We start from the raw sequence: 16,305 nt of genomic DNA, 5'->3' as shown, positions 1-16,305 counted from the left end.
GCACCAAGCGCTGGGAGTACTGGGGGATCGTCACGGACCGTTTCGTGGTGGGGCTGACGGTGGCGGGTCTGGACTACCTGGCCAACTGCGCGGTCTACGTCCTGGACCGCCGGACGGGCGTGGAGACGACCCGCAGCGGCATCCGGCCCCTGCACCGGCCCCGCTTCGGCGACGACCCCGGTGACGGGAGCCTGCGCGCCGCGGCCGGCGTGGGTGCGGGGCGCGTGGGGATCGAGGTCGACGACGACGAGGGCCGCACCTCCATCCGTGTGCAGGCGCGGGGACTGCAGGTGAGCCTGGAGGTCGAGCGCGCGGGCCATGACAGTCTCGCGGTGGTGGTGCCGTGGAGTGAGCGCCGGTTCCAGTACACGCTCAAGGATCTCGCCAATCCCGTCACCGGCACGGTGACCCTGGACGGCACGACGCACGACCTCGGCACGGGGTGGGCGGTCCTGGACCGCGGGCGAGGCCGCTGGCGCTACGCCACCACCTGGAACTGGGGCGCCGGCAGCGGGGTGGTGGACGGCTCGACACGCGCGATCCAGGTCGGTGGGAAGTGGACGGACGGCACCGGGTCCACCGAGAACGGGATCCTGGTGGACGGCCGGATGCACAAGCTCGGCGAGGACCTGCGGTGGAGCTACGACCTCACGGATCCGGCGGGGGCCTGGCGGGTGCGGGGCGAGCGCCTCGACGCGACGCTCACGCCGTTCCATCTTCGCCGCGACATCACCGAGATCGGTGTGCTGGCGGTGAAGACGCACCAGGCCTTCGGCGTCTGGCACGGCACCGGGGTGCTGGACGACGGGTCGCAGGTCTCGCTCGACGGGCTGGTCGGCTGGGCGGAGCAGTCCCGCAACCGCTGGTAGCCACCGGCGCGGCGATGCCCGCGAGAACGTAAGGCGAATCGGCGGAAAGGAGCAGGGCCCGGACCGTGAGGTCCGGGCCCTGCGCTCGGGGTGGCTGACGGGGCTCGAACCCGCGACATCCAGAATCACAATCTGGTGCTCTACCAGCTGAACTACAGCCACCACCGCCGTCCTCGCGGACAGCGCTGACGACTTTACCCCGTGGGGCCCGTCGCCGAGAAATCCGCAGGTGGGGTCAGTAGCCGCGACCCGGGCGGGTCAGTCGACCGGGGGCAGATCGGCGGCGGCCTGCTTGACCTCGTCGCTGGTCGGGCCGGGCTGGGGCACGAACGCGGTGGCCCGGTAGTACGCGAGCTCGCGGATGGATTCCTTGATGTCCGCCAGGGCCCGGTGCGACATGCCCTTCTCCGGCTGGCCGAAGTAGATGCGGGGGTACCAGCGGCGGCACAGTTCCTTGATGGAGCTGACGTCGATCATCCGGTAGTGCAGGTACGAGTTGAGCTCGGGCATGTCCCGGGCGAGGAACCCGCGGTCTGTGCCGATCGAGTTGCCCGCCAGGGGAGCGGACCCCGCCACCGGGACCCACTCGCGGATGTAGGCGAGGACCCGCTCCTCGGCCTCGGCGACCGTCACCGTGGACTCGCGGATCTCCTCGGTCAGGCCGGAGGAGGCGTGCATGTCGCGCACGACCGGCACCATCGCGTCGAGCTCGGCGTCGGGGGCGTGGATGACGATGTCGATCCCGTCGCCGAGCACGTTGAGCTCGGAGTCGGTCACCAGAGCGGCGATCTCCACGAGCGCGTCGGACTTAATGTCGAGGCCGGTCATCTCGCAGTCGATCCAGACGATGCGGTCGTTCTTGGACTCCTGGTGGGGCGTCGGCGAGGACGTGGGGGCAGGGGTCTCGGCGGAGGTCGGCTCTGGCATCACTCGACTATATCGCCGCAGGATCGCGGCCCCCGCGCGGGACGATCAGGCCCCGCCCTGCTGCCCTTCGCCGAGCTTGGCGTAGAACTTTCCGACGATCGGAGCCATGATCCCGCGCGGGGTGTAGTTCCCGGCCACGGACATCGCCTGGCTCAGCGGGCCGGGGACGATGCGCATCTTGTTGCGGGCGAGCGCGTCCAGTGAGACGCGGGCGGTGTACTCGGTGTCCACCCAGAGCCGGTCGGGGACGAGGCGGTCGACGAAGGTCTTCTCCTCCTCGGCGATCTCCTCGGTGCGCACCGGGCCGGGCGCGAGCAGCGTGACGGTGACGCCGGAGCCCTTGAGCTCGCCCCGCAGCGACTCGGAGAAGGTGTTGAGGAACGCCTTGGATGCGGCGTAGGTGGCGTTGTTGGGGATCGGCATGTTGCCGGCCGCGGAGCCGACGTTGAGGATCGCCCCGGAGCGCCGCTCGACCATCCCGGGCAGCACCGCCAGCACCAGGTCGTGGCACGCCACGGCGTTGACCTGCACCTGGTGCTTCTCGTACTGCGGGTCCAGCGAGGCGACGGGGCCGAAGGTGGCGATGCCGGCGTTGTTGCACAGGACCGAGATCTCGCGCCCGGCCAGCTCGTCCAGCAGCGGCTGCCGTGCGGCGGGGTCGGCGAGGTCGCACGCGCGGACCTCCACGGTCACGCCGAACTCGCCCTCGAGCCGGGCAGCCAGCTCCTCCAACACGGACTCGCGCCGGGCCACCACGATCAGCGAGTGCCCACGCCGGGCGAGTTCGGTGGCCAGGGCCATGCCGATCCCCGAGGAGGCGCCGGTGACGACTGCTCGGTTCGACGCGGTGGGCGTGGGCAGGGACATGGGGCTCCTCGGGTCTTCCACTCGGCTCGCCCGCGTACGGCGGGTGTGGCAGCGCTGACCTTACCCGCGTGCCGCCCTCCGGAGCGTGGTGGAGGTCCTAGCCTGATCGGCGTGAGCAGCATCGGAACACCGCCCCCGTCAGCGACCACCTCGTCGTCGTCACTATCGCGCCGTGGCGTCGCCCGCGGGCAGGTCCTGGCGTGGGGGATGTGGGACTGGGGGTCGGCGGCGTTCAACGCGGTGATCGTCACCTTCGTCTTCTCCGTCTACCTGACCGACTCGGTGGGCGCGGACCTCGACGGGCCGTTCTCGGCCGCCACGTGGCTGTCGATCTCCATCGCCGTGGCCGGGCTGGTCATCGCCCTCACCGCGCCGGTGATGGGCCAACGCGCCGACCGCGGGGGCCGGCGCCGCCGCGCGCTGGGCCTCTGGACCTACGCGACGGTGCTGCTCACGGCGCTGATGTTCCTCGTCGACTCCGACGCGCCCTACCCGTGGTTCTTCGTCGGCCTGGTGCTGCTGGCGGTCGGGTCGATCACGTTCGAGTTCGCCGAGGTCGCCTACTTCGCGATGCTGCGCCAGGTCTCCACGCCGTCCACCGTCGGCCGCGTGTCCGGGTTCGGGTGGGCGATGGGCTACTTCGGCGGGATCTTCCTGCTGCTCGCGGCGTTCGTCGGCTTCATCTACGGCGACGGCCCCGTGCGCGGGGTGTTCGGCATCACCACCGATGGTGGCCTCAACGTGCGGCTGGTCTGCCTCGTCGCCGCCGTGTGGTTCGCCCTGTTCGCGCTACCGGTGCTGCGGTCGGTGCCCGAGCACCGCCCGGGGGCGGGGGGGAGCGACGACGACGACCTCGACAGCAACGACGACGACGAGCCCGGCTTCCTCGAGTCGTATCGCATCCTCTGGCGCGACCTCAAGGCTCTCTGGCGGCGGGATCCGCGGACGGTGAGGTTCCTCCTGGCGAGCGCGATCTTCCGGGACGGGCTGGCCGGGGTGTTCACCTTCGGGGCGATCCTGGCCGTGACGGTCTACGGGCTCGCGCCGGGGGACGTCCTGATCTTCGGTGTGGCGGCCAACGTGGTCGCGGCGCTGGGGGCGGCGGTCGCGGGACTGATCGACGACGCGGTGGGCCCCAAGGCGGTGATCATCGGGTCGCTGGTGGCGATGATCGCGACCATGACCGTCCTGCTGGTCGTGGACGGCACGGGCATGTTCTGGATTTTCGGGCTGCTGATGTGCGTGTTCGTCGGACCCGCGCAGTCCGCGTCCCGGTCGTTCCTGGCGCGGCTGGCCCCTCCGGGCGGCGACGGCCAGATGTTCGGGCTCTACGCCACCACCGGCCGCGCGGTCTCGTTCCTCGCGCCGGCCCTGTTCGGCCTGTTCACGTGGGCCTTCTCCGCCGACCGCGCGGGCATCGCCGGGATAGGGCTGGTGCTGCTGGTGGGGCTGCTCCTGCTGCTGCCGGTGCGCACCCCGAGCCGCGCCGAGGCGGCGACTGCTTGGTCCACCGAGCCAAAGTGACGGCGCTCCGCGCAACCGGGCCGGAGTGTTTGGCTGGGACTGCCCCCAAGTCAGTCGACGGTCGTCCTGTGAATTTGAGCGCCGACTTCTTTGACGCACCTTTTGGTCGGTGCCCAATGTTTCGAGAACCTGAGGCGGCTACTGGCGTGAGGCATCTCGGTGCTCGCCAATCGAAAAAAGTTGTACGTCGAACTATCAACTGCCTAGCTAGCGGTAGTCTCCAACTTCCGGATGTGGTTCCCTTCTCTCATCCTTTGTGTCAGGGCCGAAACAGCACTCTAAGCAAGTGGTACTGGGCAAATGACCGGAGATTGCTTTTCGTTAGATCGTATTGGTCGGGTTCGGGCTCGGCCTGGGTAGCTAGGTCACGGAGTTGGTCTACAGGCCACGATGAGGAACGGCCGAGGACAGCCTCCAAAGTTTGTATATCAGGAAACTTTAGAGTCGAACTATTGGGGGACGGCTCGTCGAAAAATGGCTTGTGTTCCACTTCAAGCAATCTTGCGACAAGGTCGATGAAGTCGGTCGACTCTTCTGAAGATAGTCGATCGAAAACACGCTCTCTGATTTCCTCGAAAAGGCCGTCCTGTTTCGACGTCCAGAACCACAGTTGATAAATCTTGTCGTTATGTGGATCTAGAGGGTGCTCCTCGAATAGCGCTGATACAAACTCATCCCGCACGCTATCGCGAACTACATCAGAGGATTGCCACAGCGGCATCCGAGACAAATCCAAACTTCTTTCGCCGCCAAATAGGGGCACGGTTGTAATTTGTGTTCCAAACCTTTTCAGATGCGAATTAATCGCACGGCGGGCTGATGTGGGGCCTCGTAGTTGAGTTTCCGCGATCCAAATTTGGTAGACACATTTCGCCCACCAAGCGGTAAGGTGAGCTTGGACGCGATCTTCCGGAGCTGCCATGTTTGTGATCGCGATTGCAGCATCTCCGGCCTGAAGTGAGTCGCCAACTTCGTCTAATGCTGACGGGAGAAGTTGGAGGAGCTTCGACTGCACCAAAGTTCCGACGTCGTCTCCGTATATATTGGAGGCTATAGCTGACTCGATAGGAAGTTGGCCCGTGGTTAGCAACTGAACCGCCTCTCGAATGACGATCTCGTCCCGTATGTCATCTTCCGAAATTCCGAAGCTGAAGTATCGCTCAAAATATTCTCTCGACCGAATCTGTCGGTCATCTCTGGAGGGCACGGGGTGGGCGTTGGGACCGTTGGCTGGAACGCTGTCTGGAAAAAGCGCGTGCATAATGGCGTATGCTCGCGTGATTTCTAGAGCGGTGGCCGACTTATTGTAGAGCGACTGCGCGATCCGATCTCGCCATATCGCGATAACTTCCGACTGGTCAAGGGGTCGGATTTGCGAATCTGAATTGGACGTCAATTCAATCTTCCAAGAGCGGAGGGAGCGGTAAAGCTGAGGATGCTCGAGTCTCAGGAAGGTGACTAGAACGGCGTCGATTAGGTTAATTTCGTTCGCGGCGCGGCTGTCTGGATCGTCAGGATCGGGGATAAGCGTTAGCATCATATCAGTCTGCGAAAAAAGGCGTCGGACCGAACGGAGGGTCAGTTCATCGGTAGGCAGTTGCGCGAGGATTAGGTCGCGCTCAGATACTCCGTTCTCCAATTTTCCAAGAACGAATCCGTGAAATTTTGCTAAGGATGCCAGTAAGTGGCCAAATTCGCGGGCAAGGTGTGCCAGTTGGATCGGGGGTAGCTCAAAAGGGGATTGCACGATTTTCTCGAGGTATCGCTCAGCGCGCCGAGGTTTCCCGTTTGCCAAGTCGGAGTGCGTGAGAACATCGATAACTGTCTGGAAATCGTAGGCAAGAAGGTAGTGGACACCGTCGAACCGTCCTAAGAGTCGGACTGCTTTCAGTACCGAAAGTAGCTCTTGGAGGTGAAGGCGGTCGATGTCATCAACAACGACCAAAATTCTCAGATCCAGGTCTGCTAATAAACTCTGGATGCGCTCAAAACGAGCACCAAACGGATCTTCTTCAATTTGAAGAGATCCAGCCTGTTCGGATGCCGCTTCAGTGGCGGCAGTCAGCAAGTCTTGCGTTGTGCCGTTGGTTGTGTAGTGGTCTATGAGGCCGGTCCCTAATCGCTTAATTAAAGACACTGAGACTGGAATGGCTGCGTTGAGTATTGCACGTGCTTTCGAGCGATCCCCTTGCGGTATTGCCGAGGCGATCGTTCGGTAAAATTCTTCTACTAGCATGTACGGGTCATCGGCTGCCCATGGGTCAAAGTTGACGACTGTCCACCCGGGTGTGGATTCCCTCAGGTGATCGCGGCCGGAGGGTCTTCGTAGTTCCTCGGTGATCATGTCCAGGACCGAGGTTTTCCCGGCTCCCCAGGCGCCCGAAAGGCCGAAAACAACACTTGATTGAGTTCCCGCGCTTTTGATCCTTCTCGCCAACTGGCGTGCAAAATAGGAGCGGCCGAGCGAATCGTGCTCGCGACTTCCGATAGACCTGTCGGCGAAGGGGGCGTCCTGAGGTCTCGAATGTGAATTGGTCACGGTGGCCACTCTTCCACATATGGCTCTAAGAGTGCGATAAATTGCCACTTCTTGTGGGCTACCGACTCCCGTGCCTTTACCGATAGCCATTGTTCGGTGTCGCACGTCTACTGAAGGCTAACTCAATCGTCGACGGTTTTTCGTTTGACTTGAGTCGTTGCTAAGTCTGGCTAGAGGTTGCCGGTCCTGAGGATTTCTGCGGCGGCGGCGGCGTCGTCGACGATCTTCGAGAACCCGGCGTCGCGGAGCTCCGAGTCGCCGATGCCGCCCGTGCGCACCGCTACCGAGCGGATGCCCAGCTTTGTCGCCGCGATCGCGTCCCAGGTCGCGTCGCCGACCATGACGGCATCCGCGGCGTCGACACCGGAGCGCTCCAGGGCGATCTCGACGATCGTGGGATCGGGCTTGGCCCGGTCGACGTCCTCACCGGTCGTCACGGCGTCCACGTAGTCGTCGATGTCGAGCAACTCGCGGGCCTCGGCGAACTCCGACGGCGGCGCGGACGTGGCCAGCACAGTGATCCACCCCTGCTCCTTGGCGCCGCGTACGAGGTCGCGGGCACCGGGGAGCACTCGCAGCGACTCGGCCTGTTCGGCGTAGTACTCACCGTGCAGGTCCTTGGCCCGGCCCGCGATGCTCTCGCGCTCCTCGTCGTCGTCGATCCCCGCGATATCGAGCAGCTCCTCCACGATCGTCGAACCGTCCTTGCCGATCCGACGGTGGACGTCCACGAACGGCACCGGCGCACCGGCCTCGGCGAGAGCGCGGACCCAGGTCCAGACATGCACGTAGGTCGAATCCACGAGAGTGCCGTCGACGTCGAGGAGAAGAGCGCGCTGGGTAGTCATGTGTTCGACGGTGCCTCGCCCCGGGCCGGGCGGCAACCGATTGGGGGTGTGGGGAGCCAGGCACGTGCGGCGGCGTCGATCCGACGCGGGGACCGGTGGCATCGCGGGACGGCCGCGCGCACGATCGATAGGCATGACGCGATTCGGATACACCCTCATGACCGAACAGTCCGGCCCCAAGGAACTCGTGCGCTACGCGGCCAAGGCCGAGCAGGCGGGGTTCGACTTCGAGGTGGCCTCGGACCACTACTTCCCCTGGCTCAGCTCGCAGGGGCACGCGCCGTACGTGTGGAGCGTGCTCGGGGCGGTCGCGCACGTCACCGAACGGGTCGACCTGTGCACCTACGTGACCTGCCCGATCCTGCGCTACCACCCGGCCGTGGTGGCGCAGAAGGCCGCGACGATGCAGATCATGTCCGACGGCCGGTTCATGCTCGGCATCGGCGCGGGGGAGAACCTCAACGAGCACGTCGTGGGGCAGCGCTGGCCGTCGGTGGACGAGCGCCACGAGATGACCGTCGAGGCGCTGGAGATCATCCGCGAACTGTTCGACGGCGGGTTGGTCACCTACTCGGGCGAGCACTTCCGCGTGGACTCCGCCCGACTGTGGGACCTACCCGATAAGCGCGTGCCGATCGGCGTGGCCGCCGGCGGCGAGAAGGCCCTCGCGCACCTCGGACCGCTGGGCGACCACCTCATCGCCACCGAGCCCGAGAGCAGCTACATCGAGAAGTGGAACGGCCTCGAGGGCCAGACCCGGATCGGTGACGGCGCCCGCGCGATCGCACAGATCCCCATCAGCTGGGACCCCGACTCGGAGTCCGCCGCCGTCGAGCGCGCGCACGACCAGTTCCGGTGGTTCGCCGGCGGGTGGGCCATGAACTCCGACCTGCCCACCACCGCCGGGTTCGCCGCCGCCACCCAGTTCATCCGCCCCGAGGACGTGGGGGAGCAGCTGGCGTGCGGGCCCGACCTCGACGCGATCGTCGAGAAGGTGCGGCCCTACTGGGAGGCCGGGTACACCGACATCGCGCTGATCCAGATCGGCGACTCCACCCTCGACCGGTTCCTCGAGGAGGCCGCCGAGCCGCTGCTGGCGCGGCTGCGGGAGGCCGCGGGCTGATCGCGGGGCCACGCAGTGGCTGTCCGGCCGGCCGGGGCGAGTGCCTCGGTCTGCCGGGCCCTTCGCGACGTCCCGCGGTCAGTGCTCGGCGCGGCCCTGCATGGCGGAACTGCCCAGATCGCTGCCGGTGAGCTCGGCCCCAGACGAGACGGACTCGACCCAGGCGTCGGTCGTGGCGACCGCGGCGAGATTCGAGTTGAGCACTGCCATCAGCGTCTCGTGGACCTGCTGTGCCGGGACCGACCCGGCGGAGTTGGAGATGTGGATCGCACCGGTGGCGTCGGAGAGGACCTCCACGGCGATGCCCAGCGGTTCCGCGGTCACGGCGGTGCCGAGAATGCAGTTGTTGGTCATGTAGCCGACGAGCGTCACCCGGTCGACGCCCTGCTCCCGAAGCCAGTCGACCAGCCCGGTGCCGTCGAAGACGCTGGCATAACTCTTGGTCACGCGCTTCCACTGCGGCTGGAGGCGGCTCTCGAGGTCCGCGTGCAGGGACCACCCGGCGCTGCCGTTCGCGAACACCGGAGCGCCCTCCGGCAGGTCGTGCTGGACGACCACCACGGGCATGCCGGCCTCGCTCGCCGCGTCGACCGCACGGACGATCTGGGCGAGCGACTCGTCACGGGGTGGGTACTGGATCTCGAGCGGACCGTCGAAGTACTCCTGCTGTACGTCGACGACGATCAACGCGCGATTCTGCGAACTCATGTGGATCCTCCGGATAGGCGGTACGGCCGGGAACTCGGCCGTTACCCCGATCCTCGCGGACCGACTGCGCTACCGTGAGCGGCACAAAGGAACACTTTCGATGGAAATGGGCCAACCTGTGCGTATCGCCGTTCACGTCTTCGACGGCATCACGATGTTCCACCTCGCGGCGCCCCTCCTCGTCTTCGGCGAGGTGACCCGGCTCGGACTCGCGGACGGGTGGCAGGTCGACACCTGGAGCACAGACGGCGGAGACGTCAACACCGCCGAGGGGATCGTGCTCGGCGACCTCGACGGGCCCGCGACGGCGGAGCAGGCCGACATACTGGTTTTCCCCTCATGGTCTCCGGAACTCCCCGACCGGGATCCGTGCCTGTTATCGATCGTGCGTGGCGCCCATTCCCGGGGCAGCCTGGTGGCGGGGTTGTGCCTCGGTGCCTATCCCGTGGTCGCGAGCGGAGTGCTGGACGGTCGTACCGTCGTCACCCACTGGGAGGGTGCGGCGGAGCTCGCCCTGCGGTACCCGGCGGTCGACGTCCGCTCGTCCGACCTGTACATCGACCACGGGGATGTGATCACCTCCGCGGGGACGGCCGCCTCGCTCGACGCGTGCGTCCACATCGTCCGATCCCGGCTCGGTGCCGCGAAGGCCGCCGTGCTGGCCCGCAGGATCGTGGTGGCGCCGCACCGCGAGGGTGACCAGGCGCAGTACGTGGAACTGCCGGTGCCCGACGCGGGAGACGACGGGGAGATCGGGGAGACGATCGACTGGGCGCTGGCCAATCTCGACCGGCCGCTCTCGGTGGACGACCTCGCCGGACACGCCTGCATGAGCAGACGCAGCTTCGCCCGGAAGTTCCGGGCGACCACCGGCGCGAGCCCCGGGCGATGGGTGCTGTCGCGCCGGCTCGACCACGCGCGGACGCTGCTCGAGACCACGACCCGCTCGATCGAGGACATCGCCCGCGACTGCGGGTTCGGCAGCGCGGTGACGTTCCGGCAGAACTTCGACAGGAAGTATTCGACGACACCGTCGTCCTACCGCGCCCGGTTCGGGGAGGCGCAGGAGTGAGTTCCACCAGGCCCGTCGCCCCGGACCATGCGGACGCGTCCCGACCGGTAGGGGCGACGCCTGCCCGGTGCCGGAACGCGGCCGCAGACGTCATGGCCACGATCTGCGTGACCAGAAAATCTAGCCGCCGGACAGGGGCAGGTAGTCGTTGGTCATGGCAGCGGCGCCGTCGACCTCGGTCTCCAGCAGTCCGTTGTCATGCATCCACGACGCGTAGGCCGCCCAGTCCCGGGCTGTCTGCCGCCCGAAATCCTCCTCGGGTAGAAGCGCCAGCGTGGCGTCGATCATCTTCTCCAGCATGTCGGGCTCGTAGGAGCCCTCGGTCACCGGGGTGAGGGACTCGAGGGCAATACGGTGGTCCGCCAACGCGGCCTGCTGCCCGGCCTCGGTTCCGGCGAGGAAGTCGCCCACGCGCTCGGCATAGTCGGCGTCGCCGGCGAGCCGGTTCGGGTTCGCGATGATCACCAGTTCCGCGTAGTCGGGCACCCCGAGTTCGGTGACCGGCATGATCTCGACATCGCCCCGGGCGCCGAGTTCCACGCCTTCGATGTTGCGGAACGCCCCGAAGATCGCGTCCACCTGGTCGGTGAGCAGCGACTGGTTGAGACTCTGCTGCACATTGGGGGTGGATATCGAGTCAGGATCGATTCCGGCCTCACGGGCGATGAAGTCGAGGGTCGGTTCCTGGGAGGCCAGCCCCGACAACCCCACGGTCTTGCCCTCCAGATCGGCTGCGGAGGTGATGCCGGACTCCGTCTTGGCGATCAGGGAGGTCAAGGACGTCGGGATCAGTGCCGCGACCGAGATCACGTCGAGTCCCTGTTCGAGGGCGATGAGCGTGTCGGGCTCGTAGGAGATGGCCAGGTCGACCCGCCCCAGGGACACCTCCCGGGCGGCGTCGGCCGTGTTGGACGGCGTCGTGAACGTCACGTCCACGCCGGCGTCGGCGTAGGTGCCGGTGTGCTGCGCGGTGTACAGGGCCACATGGTCGGGATTGGGGCTCCAGTCGAGCAGAACACTGACCGGGGCGTTGTCGGTGGCTCCCGACTCGGCGGCTTCGGGCGCGGCGGTGTCCGAGGCCGCCTGACACCCGGTCAGAGCCACAGTGGCTGCGGCCGCGATCGCGAGCACGCTCACCCCGGGTCGCGAGAGAGTCCGGCGTCGGATCCTGCTGGGTCGTGTGTCCGTCATGATGGGTTCCTTTCCCCGGTGGGAGTGTTCCACGGGCAGATCAGGCGTTCGAGGATGGTCACGCTGGCAAGGAGGACGCTGGACATGATCGTCAGCACGGCCACCTGGGCAAAGACGAAATCGGTCTGGAGCCGGGGAATCGCCTGGAGCATGAGGTAGCCCAGGCCGTTGGTGGAGCCGGTGTACTCGGCGAAGACGGCGGCCACCGGCGCGAAGGTGGCCGAGACGCGCAATCCGGCGAAACCGCGTGGTGCCGCGAAGGGCAGGCGTACCCGCCAGAAGAGTGACCACCTGGTGGCGTGCAGGCTCCGTAGCGTGTCGATCAGCCGGGCGTCGACTGTCCGGACACCGGAGAGCAGGTTGAGCGCGACCGGGAAGAAGCACAACAGGGCGACCACGATGACCTTCGGTGCCATGCCGTAGCCGAGGGAGATCGTCAGGAGCGGGCCGATCACGATGACCGGGATGGCCTGGGAGGCGATCAGTAGTGGGGTCATGGCCTGCCCGACGGCGGGCACGAATGCGCTGACGATCACCACGGCCACGGCGACGAACACCCCGAGTACCACTCCGGTGATCGTCTCGGTGGCGGTCAGCAGCGTGGCGGAACCGAGCCGGTCGGGCCAGGTGGTCACGAGCGAGTCGAGCACGGCGAGGGGCGCGGGAATGACGTACTCGGGCACGAGCTCGAGCGAGGTGACCGTTATCCACGCGGCGAGGACCAGCAGGAGCGTGACGCAGGCAGGGGCGGCGGACCGAAGGAGTCGCACGGTCATCGGTCGGTCCCTCCCTCGGTGAGGTGCGATTCCCGGGCCAGTGCCCGGAGCACTTCCCGGCGAGCTGTGGCGAAGTCCTCGTCGCCGAGGAGGACCTCGCGGGGGCGGTCGTCACCGAACCATCCCGGCCAGGTGGAGACCACACGCGCCGGGGCGTCGGGCTCGTGTCGTGCGAGCAGGACCACGCGTTCGGCGAGGAGCAGCGCCTCATCGACGTCGTGCGTGACCATGACGAGGGTGGCCGAGGTGTGGGTGATGGTGTCGCGGAGCCACTGCTGGACCTCCGCACGGGTGATCGCGTCGAGCGCGCCGAGCGGCTCGTCGGCCAGCAGCACGGGTTTGCGCGCCAGCAGAGCCCGCGTGAGAGCGGCGCGCTGGCGCATGCCCGCGCTGAGAGCTGAGGGACGGGCATCGGACCAGGCGCCCAGTCCCACGCGGTCCAGCATGCGCTGGGCCTCGGATCGGGCCACGCGCCGGCGCACTCGTTGGTTGCGGAGACTGATCGCGACGTTGTCGAGCAGGGACAGCCAGGGCAACAGGCTGTCGCCCTGGCGCATCAACGCGCAGGACTCCAGGCGTCGTGCGGGCCGGCGTTCATCGAGGACGGCGGCGGTCCCGGTGGTCGGTTGGACGAGGCCGGCGATCACCGACAGCAGCGTCGACTTTCCGCATCCGCTGCGTCCGACAACGGCGATGTGCTCGCCTACCGGAACGGACAGGTTGAGGTCTGCGAGAACCGGGCGGAGCGCGCCCGGATAGGTGTGTCCCAATCCATCCAGCGCCACTGCCGTGGTTCCTGGGCGGCTCACGAAAGCGCATGCCAGCGCATCTGACATCCCTCCGCTCGTGTGAACGAGTTCAGGTTCAGCGGGTGTGATCTCAGCCCCGTTCGGTAGGGGCACCCCGTGTCATCGATGCTGATCTTGCGAATCAGCTCGAAGTCCGAACGTACCATCGGCACATCTCGGGATCTGATGTGCGTCCATGGCTGGAGCGAGGAGCGGGCGGGCCGCCGTCAGTGGCGTGCGGACTGCCGGCCCGTGTCGGCGTGAGTGCGCCCCCGAGAGGATTCGAACCCCTGACCAGCCGGGTAGAAACCGGATGCTCTATCCACTGAGCTACGGAGGCCTGCGACGCGCGCGTGGGGCGTCGCCGGGAGAATGGTAGCCGATCCGGGGGGTGGGTCCGACAGTGGCGAATCGGCCCGGGGGCGCCGCAGTTCCTACGATGGTGGTCATGACGTCGTCGAAGACCGCCCCCGCCACCGCCGGGCGGTTCGGAACCCGCAACATCGTCGCCCTGGTACTGCTCCTGGCGGCGGTGGCGGCCGCGGTGGTCATCCCACTGTCGGCCATGTCCGCCGAGGTGGCGCTCGAGCTGGTGGGCGTGCCCGATCCGGGCCCGCTCACCACGGCCGGCCTCCCGGCCCTGCGGTCGATCGGCGAGCTCCTCGCCGCCGTGGCCGTGGGGGCGGCACTGTTCGCGGCGTTCTTCACCCCGCCGCAGAAGGACAAGACCCTCGACGTCGACGGTTACCGCATGCAGCAGATCTCGTCGTGGGCGAACATCGCCTGGGCGATCGCCGCGGCACTGCTCATCCCGCTGACCCTGTCGGACGTCTCCGGGCGCACCTTCCTCCAGTCGCTCCCGCCGGACCAGTGGTTGGTCGCGATCAACCAGATCGACATCGCGTCCTCGTGGCGCTGGGCGGCGATCATCGCGCTGGTCGCCGGGATCGGGCAGCGGCTCACACTGAGCTGGCGGTGGTCGGTCATCTGGCTGGCCGTCTCCCTGCTGTCGCTGCTTCCGGTGGCGGCCACGGGCCACGCGTCCGGCAGCACCGCGCACGACCTGGCCACCAACTCGCTGATGATCCACCTGTTCGGCGCCGCGTTCTACGTGGGTGGGCTCGTCGCGCTGATCATCCACACGTGGCGCGGCGGCTCGCGCGTCGCCCTGGCCCTGCGCCGCTACTCGGTGGTGGCGACGGTCGCGATCGTCGCCCTCGGGTTCACGGGCGTGATCAACGCGCTCGTCCGCCTGCACCCGGGTGACCTTCTCACCTCCACCTACGGACTGTTGGTGGTGTCCAAGGCTCTCCTGCTGTGCCTGTTGGCTCTGTTCGGTCTGGCGATCCGCCGCCGGATCATCGCCAAGATCGAGTCGACGGGGGCCAACGCGCCGGTCGACCGGCCCACGCTGCTGCGGATCATCGTGGTGGAGGCCGTCGTCATGGCCGGCACCCTGGGGCTGTCGGTCTCGCTCGGCCGCACCCCGCCGCCGGCGCCGCTGTACGTGCCCACGAGGCAGGAGGCGCTACTGGGCTTCGAGCTGCCCGGGCCCTTCGCGTTCGGAACGGTCTTCGGCACCTGGCGCTTCGACCTGGTGCTGGGTCTGGCCGCGGTGGTCCTGCTCGGCCTGTACCTCTGGGGCCTGGTGCGGCTGCGCCGCCGTGGGGATGCCTGGCCGCTGAGCCGCACCGCGTTCTGGGTGGCGGGCTGCGTGATCCTGTTCCTCACCACCAGTTCCGGCATGGGGATGTACATGATGGCCGACTTCGCCAGCCACATGGTGGGCCACATGCTCATCTCGATGCTGGTGCCGGTCCTCCTCGCGCTCGGTGGCCCGTTCACGCTGGCCCTGCGCGCGCTCCCGGCCGCCGGTCGCGGCAACCCTCCCGGGCCCCGCGAGTGGCTGGTGGAGTTCATCAACAACCCGCTCTCGCACTTCCTCACCCACCCGATCGTGGCGTCGGTGCAGTTCGTGGCCGGTTTCTACCTCATCTACTTCGGCGGGTTCTATCAGACGTTGGCCTCGGAGCACCTGGGCCACATGTTCATGAACGTGCACTTCCTCATCAGCGGCTACCTGTTCTACTGGGTGATCATCGGCGTGGACGCCGCGCCGCGGCACTTCTCGCCGATGTACAAGCTCATGGTCCTGCTGAGTTCGCTGCCCTTCCACGCGTTCTTCGGCATCCTGCTCATGAACACCAAGACCGTGCTGGCCGAGCCCTGGTATTCGGGCATCGGCCTGCCGTGGATCCCGGATCTGCTGCAGAGCCAGCAGGTCGGCGGTGGCGTCGCGTGGGCGGCGGGGGAGATCCCGCTGGTGATCGTCATGCTGGCCCTGGCGTGGCAGTGGTACCAGAGCGACATGCGCGAGGCGCGGCGCGGCGAGCGGCAGGCCGACCGCGACGACGATGCCGAGCTCAAGGCCTACAACGAGATGCTCCGGGAGATGTCCCGCGCCGACCGCCGGCCCTGAGACCGAACACCTCGTCGTCGTCACAGGCGCCGGTTCTCCACACCCCCCGCCCCCCTCCACAGGGCGGCCACCGCGGGCGGTGGGAACGAGGGGTGACGACGACGAGGTGGGGCACGCTGCAAGTCACGAGGCCGACGCACGGTCGGCCGAACGTGACAGGAGTGACCCCATGAACGAGACCCACACGACCGTCCGCGGAACCGTGATCACCGACCCCACCACCCGGAGAGTGGGCGACGACCAGGTGTTCACCTTCCGGGTGGCGAGCAACAGCCGCTACCAGGACCGGCTCACCGGCGAATGGAAGACCGGCGGCACTCTGTACTTCTCGGCCAACTGCTGGGGACGCCTCGGGCAACGGGCGTCCGGCGCGCTGTGCAAGGGCGACGGCGTGATCCTGCACGGCCGGCTGCTCACCAACGAGTACGAACGCGACGGCCGCATCATGCGCGACCTGGAGATGCGGGTCAGCGCCGTGGGGCCCGACCTGTCCCGCATGGACGTCACCGTGCGCCGCGCCAGGACGGACGCGCCGGCCGAGGGGGCCGGCGTCGACGGGGCGGGTGTCGACGGTGCGGGCGTCGACGAGGGCGG

At 67.2% G+C, this 16,305-nt stretch carries 14 protein-coding genes, 2 tRNA genes and 1 riboswitch; of the genes, 6 read left to right on the top strand and 10 right to left on the bottom strand.

Features of this window, described 5'->3' with window-relative positions; all coding sequences use genetic code 11:
* Window positions 1-869 (top strand): DUF2804 domain-containing protein (locus G6023_RS02465; protein WP_182633991.1); only part of this gene is annotated, 869 nt, incomplete at its 5' end.
* Between the two features lie 89 nt (window positions 870-958).
* Here G6023_RS02465 and G6023_RS02460 read toward each other — a convergent pair.
* The 3 genes from G6023_RS02460 to cmrA all read right to left on the bottom strand — a co-directional run bounded on the left by G6023_RS02460 (window position 959) and on the right by cmrA (window position 2,663).
* A tRNA-His gene (locus G6023_RS02460) sits at window positions 959-1,031 on the bottom strand.
* A gap of 96 nt (window positions 1,032-1,127) precedes the next feature.
* Window positions 1,128-1,796: an oligoribonuclease gene (orn, locus tag G6023_RS02455; RefSeq protein ID WP_182633990.1), complete on the bottom strand. Its 669-nt coding sequence runs from the start codon at window positions 1,794-1,796 to the stop codon at window positions 1,128-1,130.
* 45 nt (window positions 1,797-1,841) lie between these two features.
* Window positions 1,842-2,663, bottom strand: a complete 822-nt coding sequence (cmrA, locus tag G6023_RS02450) for a mycolate reductase (RefSeq protein WP_182633989.1) — start codon at window positions 2,661-2,663, stop codon at window positions 1,842-1,844.
* Between the two features lie 207 nt (window positions 2,664-2,870).
* Between cmrA and G6023_RS02445 the strand changes: the two genes are divergently transcribed.
* Complete coding sequence (locus G6023_RS02445; RefSeq protein WP_182633992.1) at window positions 2,871-4,187, top strand: MFS transporter; 1,317 nt, start codon at window positions 2,871-2,873, stop codon at window positions 4,185-4,187.
* A 259-nt stretch (window positions 4,188-4,446) separates the two neighbouring features.
* Here G6023_RS02445 and G6023_RS02440 read toward each other — a convergent pair whose 3' ends face one another.
* Together G6023_RS02440 and G6023_RS02435 are read right to left on the bottom strand one after the other, a co-directional pair.
* Window positions 4,447-6,726, bottom strand: coding sequence for a KAP family P-loop NTPase fold protein (locus tag G6023_RS02440; protein WP_182633988.1), 2,280 nt, complete (start codon window positions 6,724-6,726; stop codon window positions 4,447-4,449).
* A gap of 170 nt (window positions 6,727-6,896) precedes the next feature.
* Window positions 6,897-7,574: an HAD family hydrolase gene (locus G6023_RS02435; RefSeq protein ID WP_182633987.1), complete on the bottom strand. Its 678-nt coding sequence runs from the start codon at window positions 7,572-7,574 to the stop codon at window positions 6,897-6,899.
* A 133-nt stretch (window positions 7,575-7,707) separates the two neighbouring features.
* Between G6023_RS02435 and G6023_RS02430 the strand changes: the two genes are divergently transcribed.
* The gene (locus tag G6023_RS02430; RefSeq protein ID WP_067719842.1) at window positions 7,708-8,697 is read left to right on the top strand and encodes a TIGR03557 family F420-dependent LLM class oxidoreductase; all 990 of its coding nucleotides are present in this window, start codon (window positions 7,708-7,710) and stop codon (window positions 8,695-8,697) included.
* A 78-nt stretch (window positions 8,698-8,775) separates the two neighbouring features.
* Here G6023_RS02430 and G6023_RS02425 read toward each other — a convergent pair whose 3' ends face one another.
* The gene (locus G6023_RS02425; protein ID WP_119192386.1) at window positions 8,776-9,405 is read right to left on the bottom strand and encodes a cysteine hydrolase family protein; all 630 of its coding nucleotides are present in this window, start codon (window positions 9,403-9,405) and stop codon (window positions 8,776-8,778) included.
* 118 nt (window positions 9,406-9,523) lie between these two features.
* Here G6023_RS02425 and G6023_RS02420 point away from each other — a divergent pair, with 118 nt between their 5' ends.
* Window positions 9,524-10,477, top strand: coding sequence for a GlxA family transcriptional regulator (locus tag G6023_RS02420; protein WP_182633986.1), 954 nt, complete (start codon window positions 9,524-9,526; stop codon window positions 10,475-10,477).
* A 120-nt stretch (window positions 10,478-10,597) separates the two neighbouring features.
* On the opposite strand, the gene G6023_RS02415 is transcribed toward G6023_RS02420, so the two are convergent.
* The 4 genes from G6023_RS02415 to G6023_RS02400 all read right to left on the bottom strand — a co-directional run bounded on the left by G6023_RS02415 (window position 10,598) and on the right by G6023_RS02400 (window position 13,572).
* Entirely contained in the window at window positions 10,598-11,668 is a 1,071-nt protein-coding gene (locus G6023_RS02415; protein ID WP_182633985.1) for an ABC transporter substrate-binding protein, read from the bottom strand.
* The gene (locus G6023_RS02410; RefSeq protein WP_182633984.1) at window positions 11,665-12,444 is read right to left on the bottom strand and encodes an ABC transporter permease; all 780 of its coding nucleotides are present in this window, start codon (window positions 12,442-12,444) and stop codon (window positions 11,665-11,667) included. The genes G6023_RS02415 and G6023_RS02410 overlap by 4 nt, the downstream gene beginning before the upstream one ends.
* The gene (locus tag G6023_RS02405; protein ID WP_347570700.1) at window positions 12,441-13,229 is read right to left on the bottom strand and encodes an ABC transporter ATP-binding protein; all 789 of its coding nucleotides are present in this window, start codon (window positions 13,227-13,229) and stop codon (window positions 12,441-12,443) included. Before G6023_RS02405 ends, G6023_RS02410 begins: the two co-directional genes overlap by 4 nt.
* A 33-nt stretch (window positions 13,230-13,262) precedes the next feature.
* A riboswitch (TPP riboswitch) is annotated at window positions 13,263-13,360 on the bottom strand.
* A 139-nt stretch (window positions 13,361-13,499) separates the two neighbouring features.
* Window positions 13,500-13,572, bottom strand: a tRNA-Arg gene (locus G6023_RS02400).
* Window positions 13,573-13,680: 108 nt separating this feature from the next.
* On the opposite strand from G6023_RS02400, the gene G6023_RS02395 reads away from it, so the two are divergent.
* Both G6023_RS02395 and G6023_RS02390 read left to right on the top strand, forming a co-directional pair.
* On the top strand, window positions 13,681-15,711 hold the full coding sequence (locus tag G6023_RS02395) for a bifunctional copper resistance protein CopD/cytochrome c oxidase assembly protein (protein ID WP_182633982.1): 2,031 nt from the start codon (window positions 13,681-13,683) through the stop codon (window positions 15,709-15,711).
* A 169-nt stretch (window positions 15,712-15,880) separates the two neighbouring features.
* A partial coding sequence (locus tag G6023_RS02390) for a single-stranded DNA-binding protein (protein ID WP_182633981.1) occupies window positions 15,881-16,305 on the top strand: 425 nt, incomplete at its 3' end.

Origin of the sequence: Dietzia sp. DQ11-71, from assembly GCF_014144995.1 — a bacterium.
Classification (GTDB): domain Bacteria; phylum Actinomycetota; class Actinomycetes; order Mycobacteriales; family Mycobacteriaceae; genus Dietzia; species Dietzia kunjamensis.
Note: the sequence above shows the minus strand (reverse complement) of the source record. Positions and strands in the feature narration are given on the sequence as shown.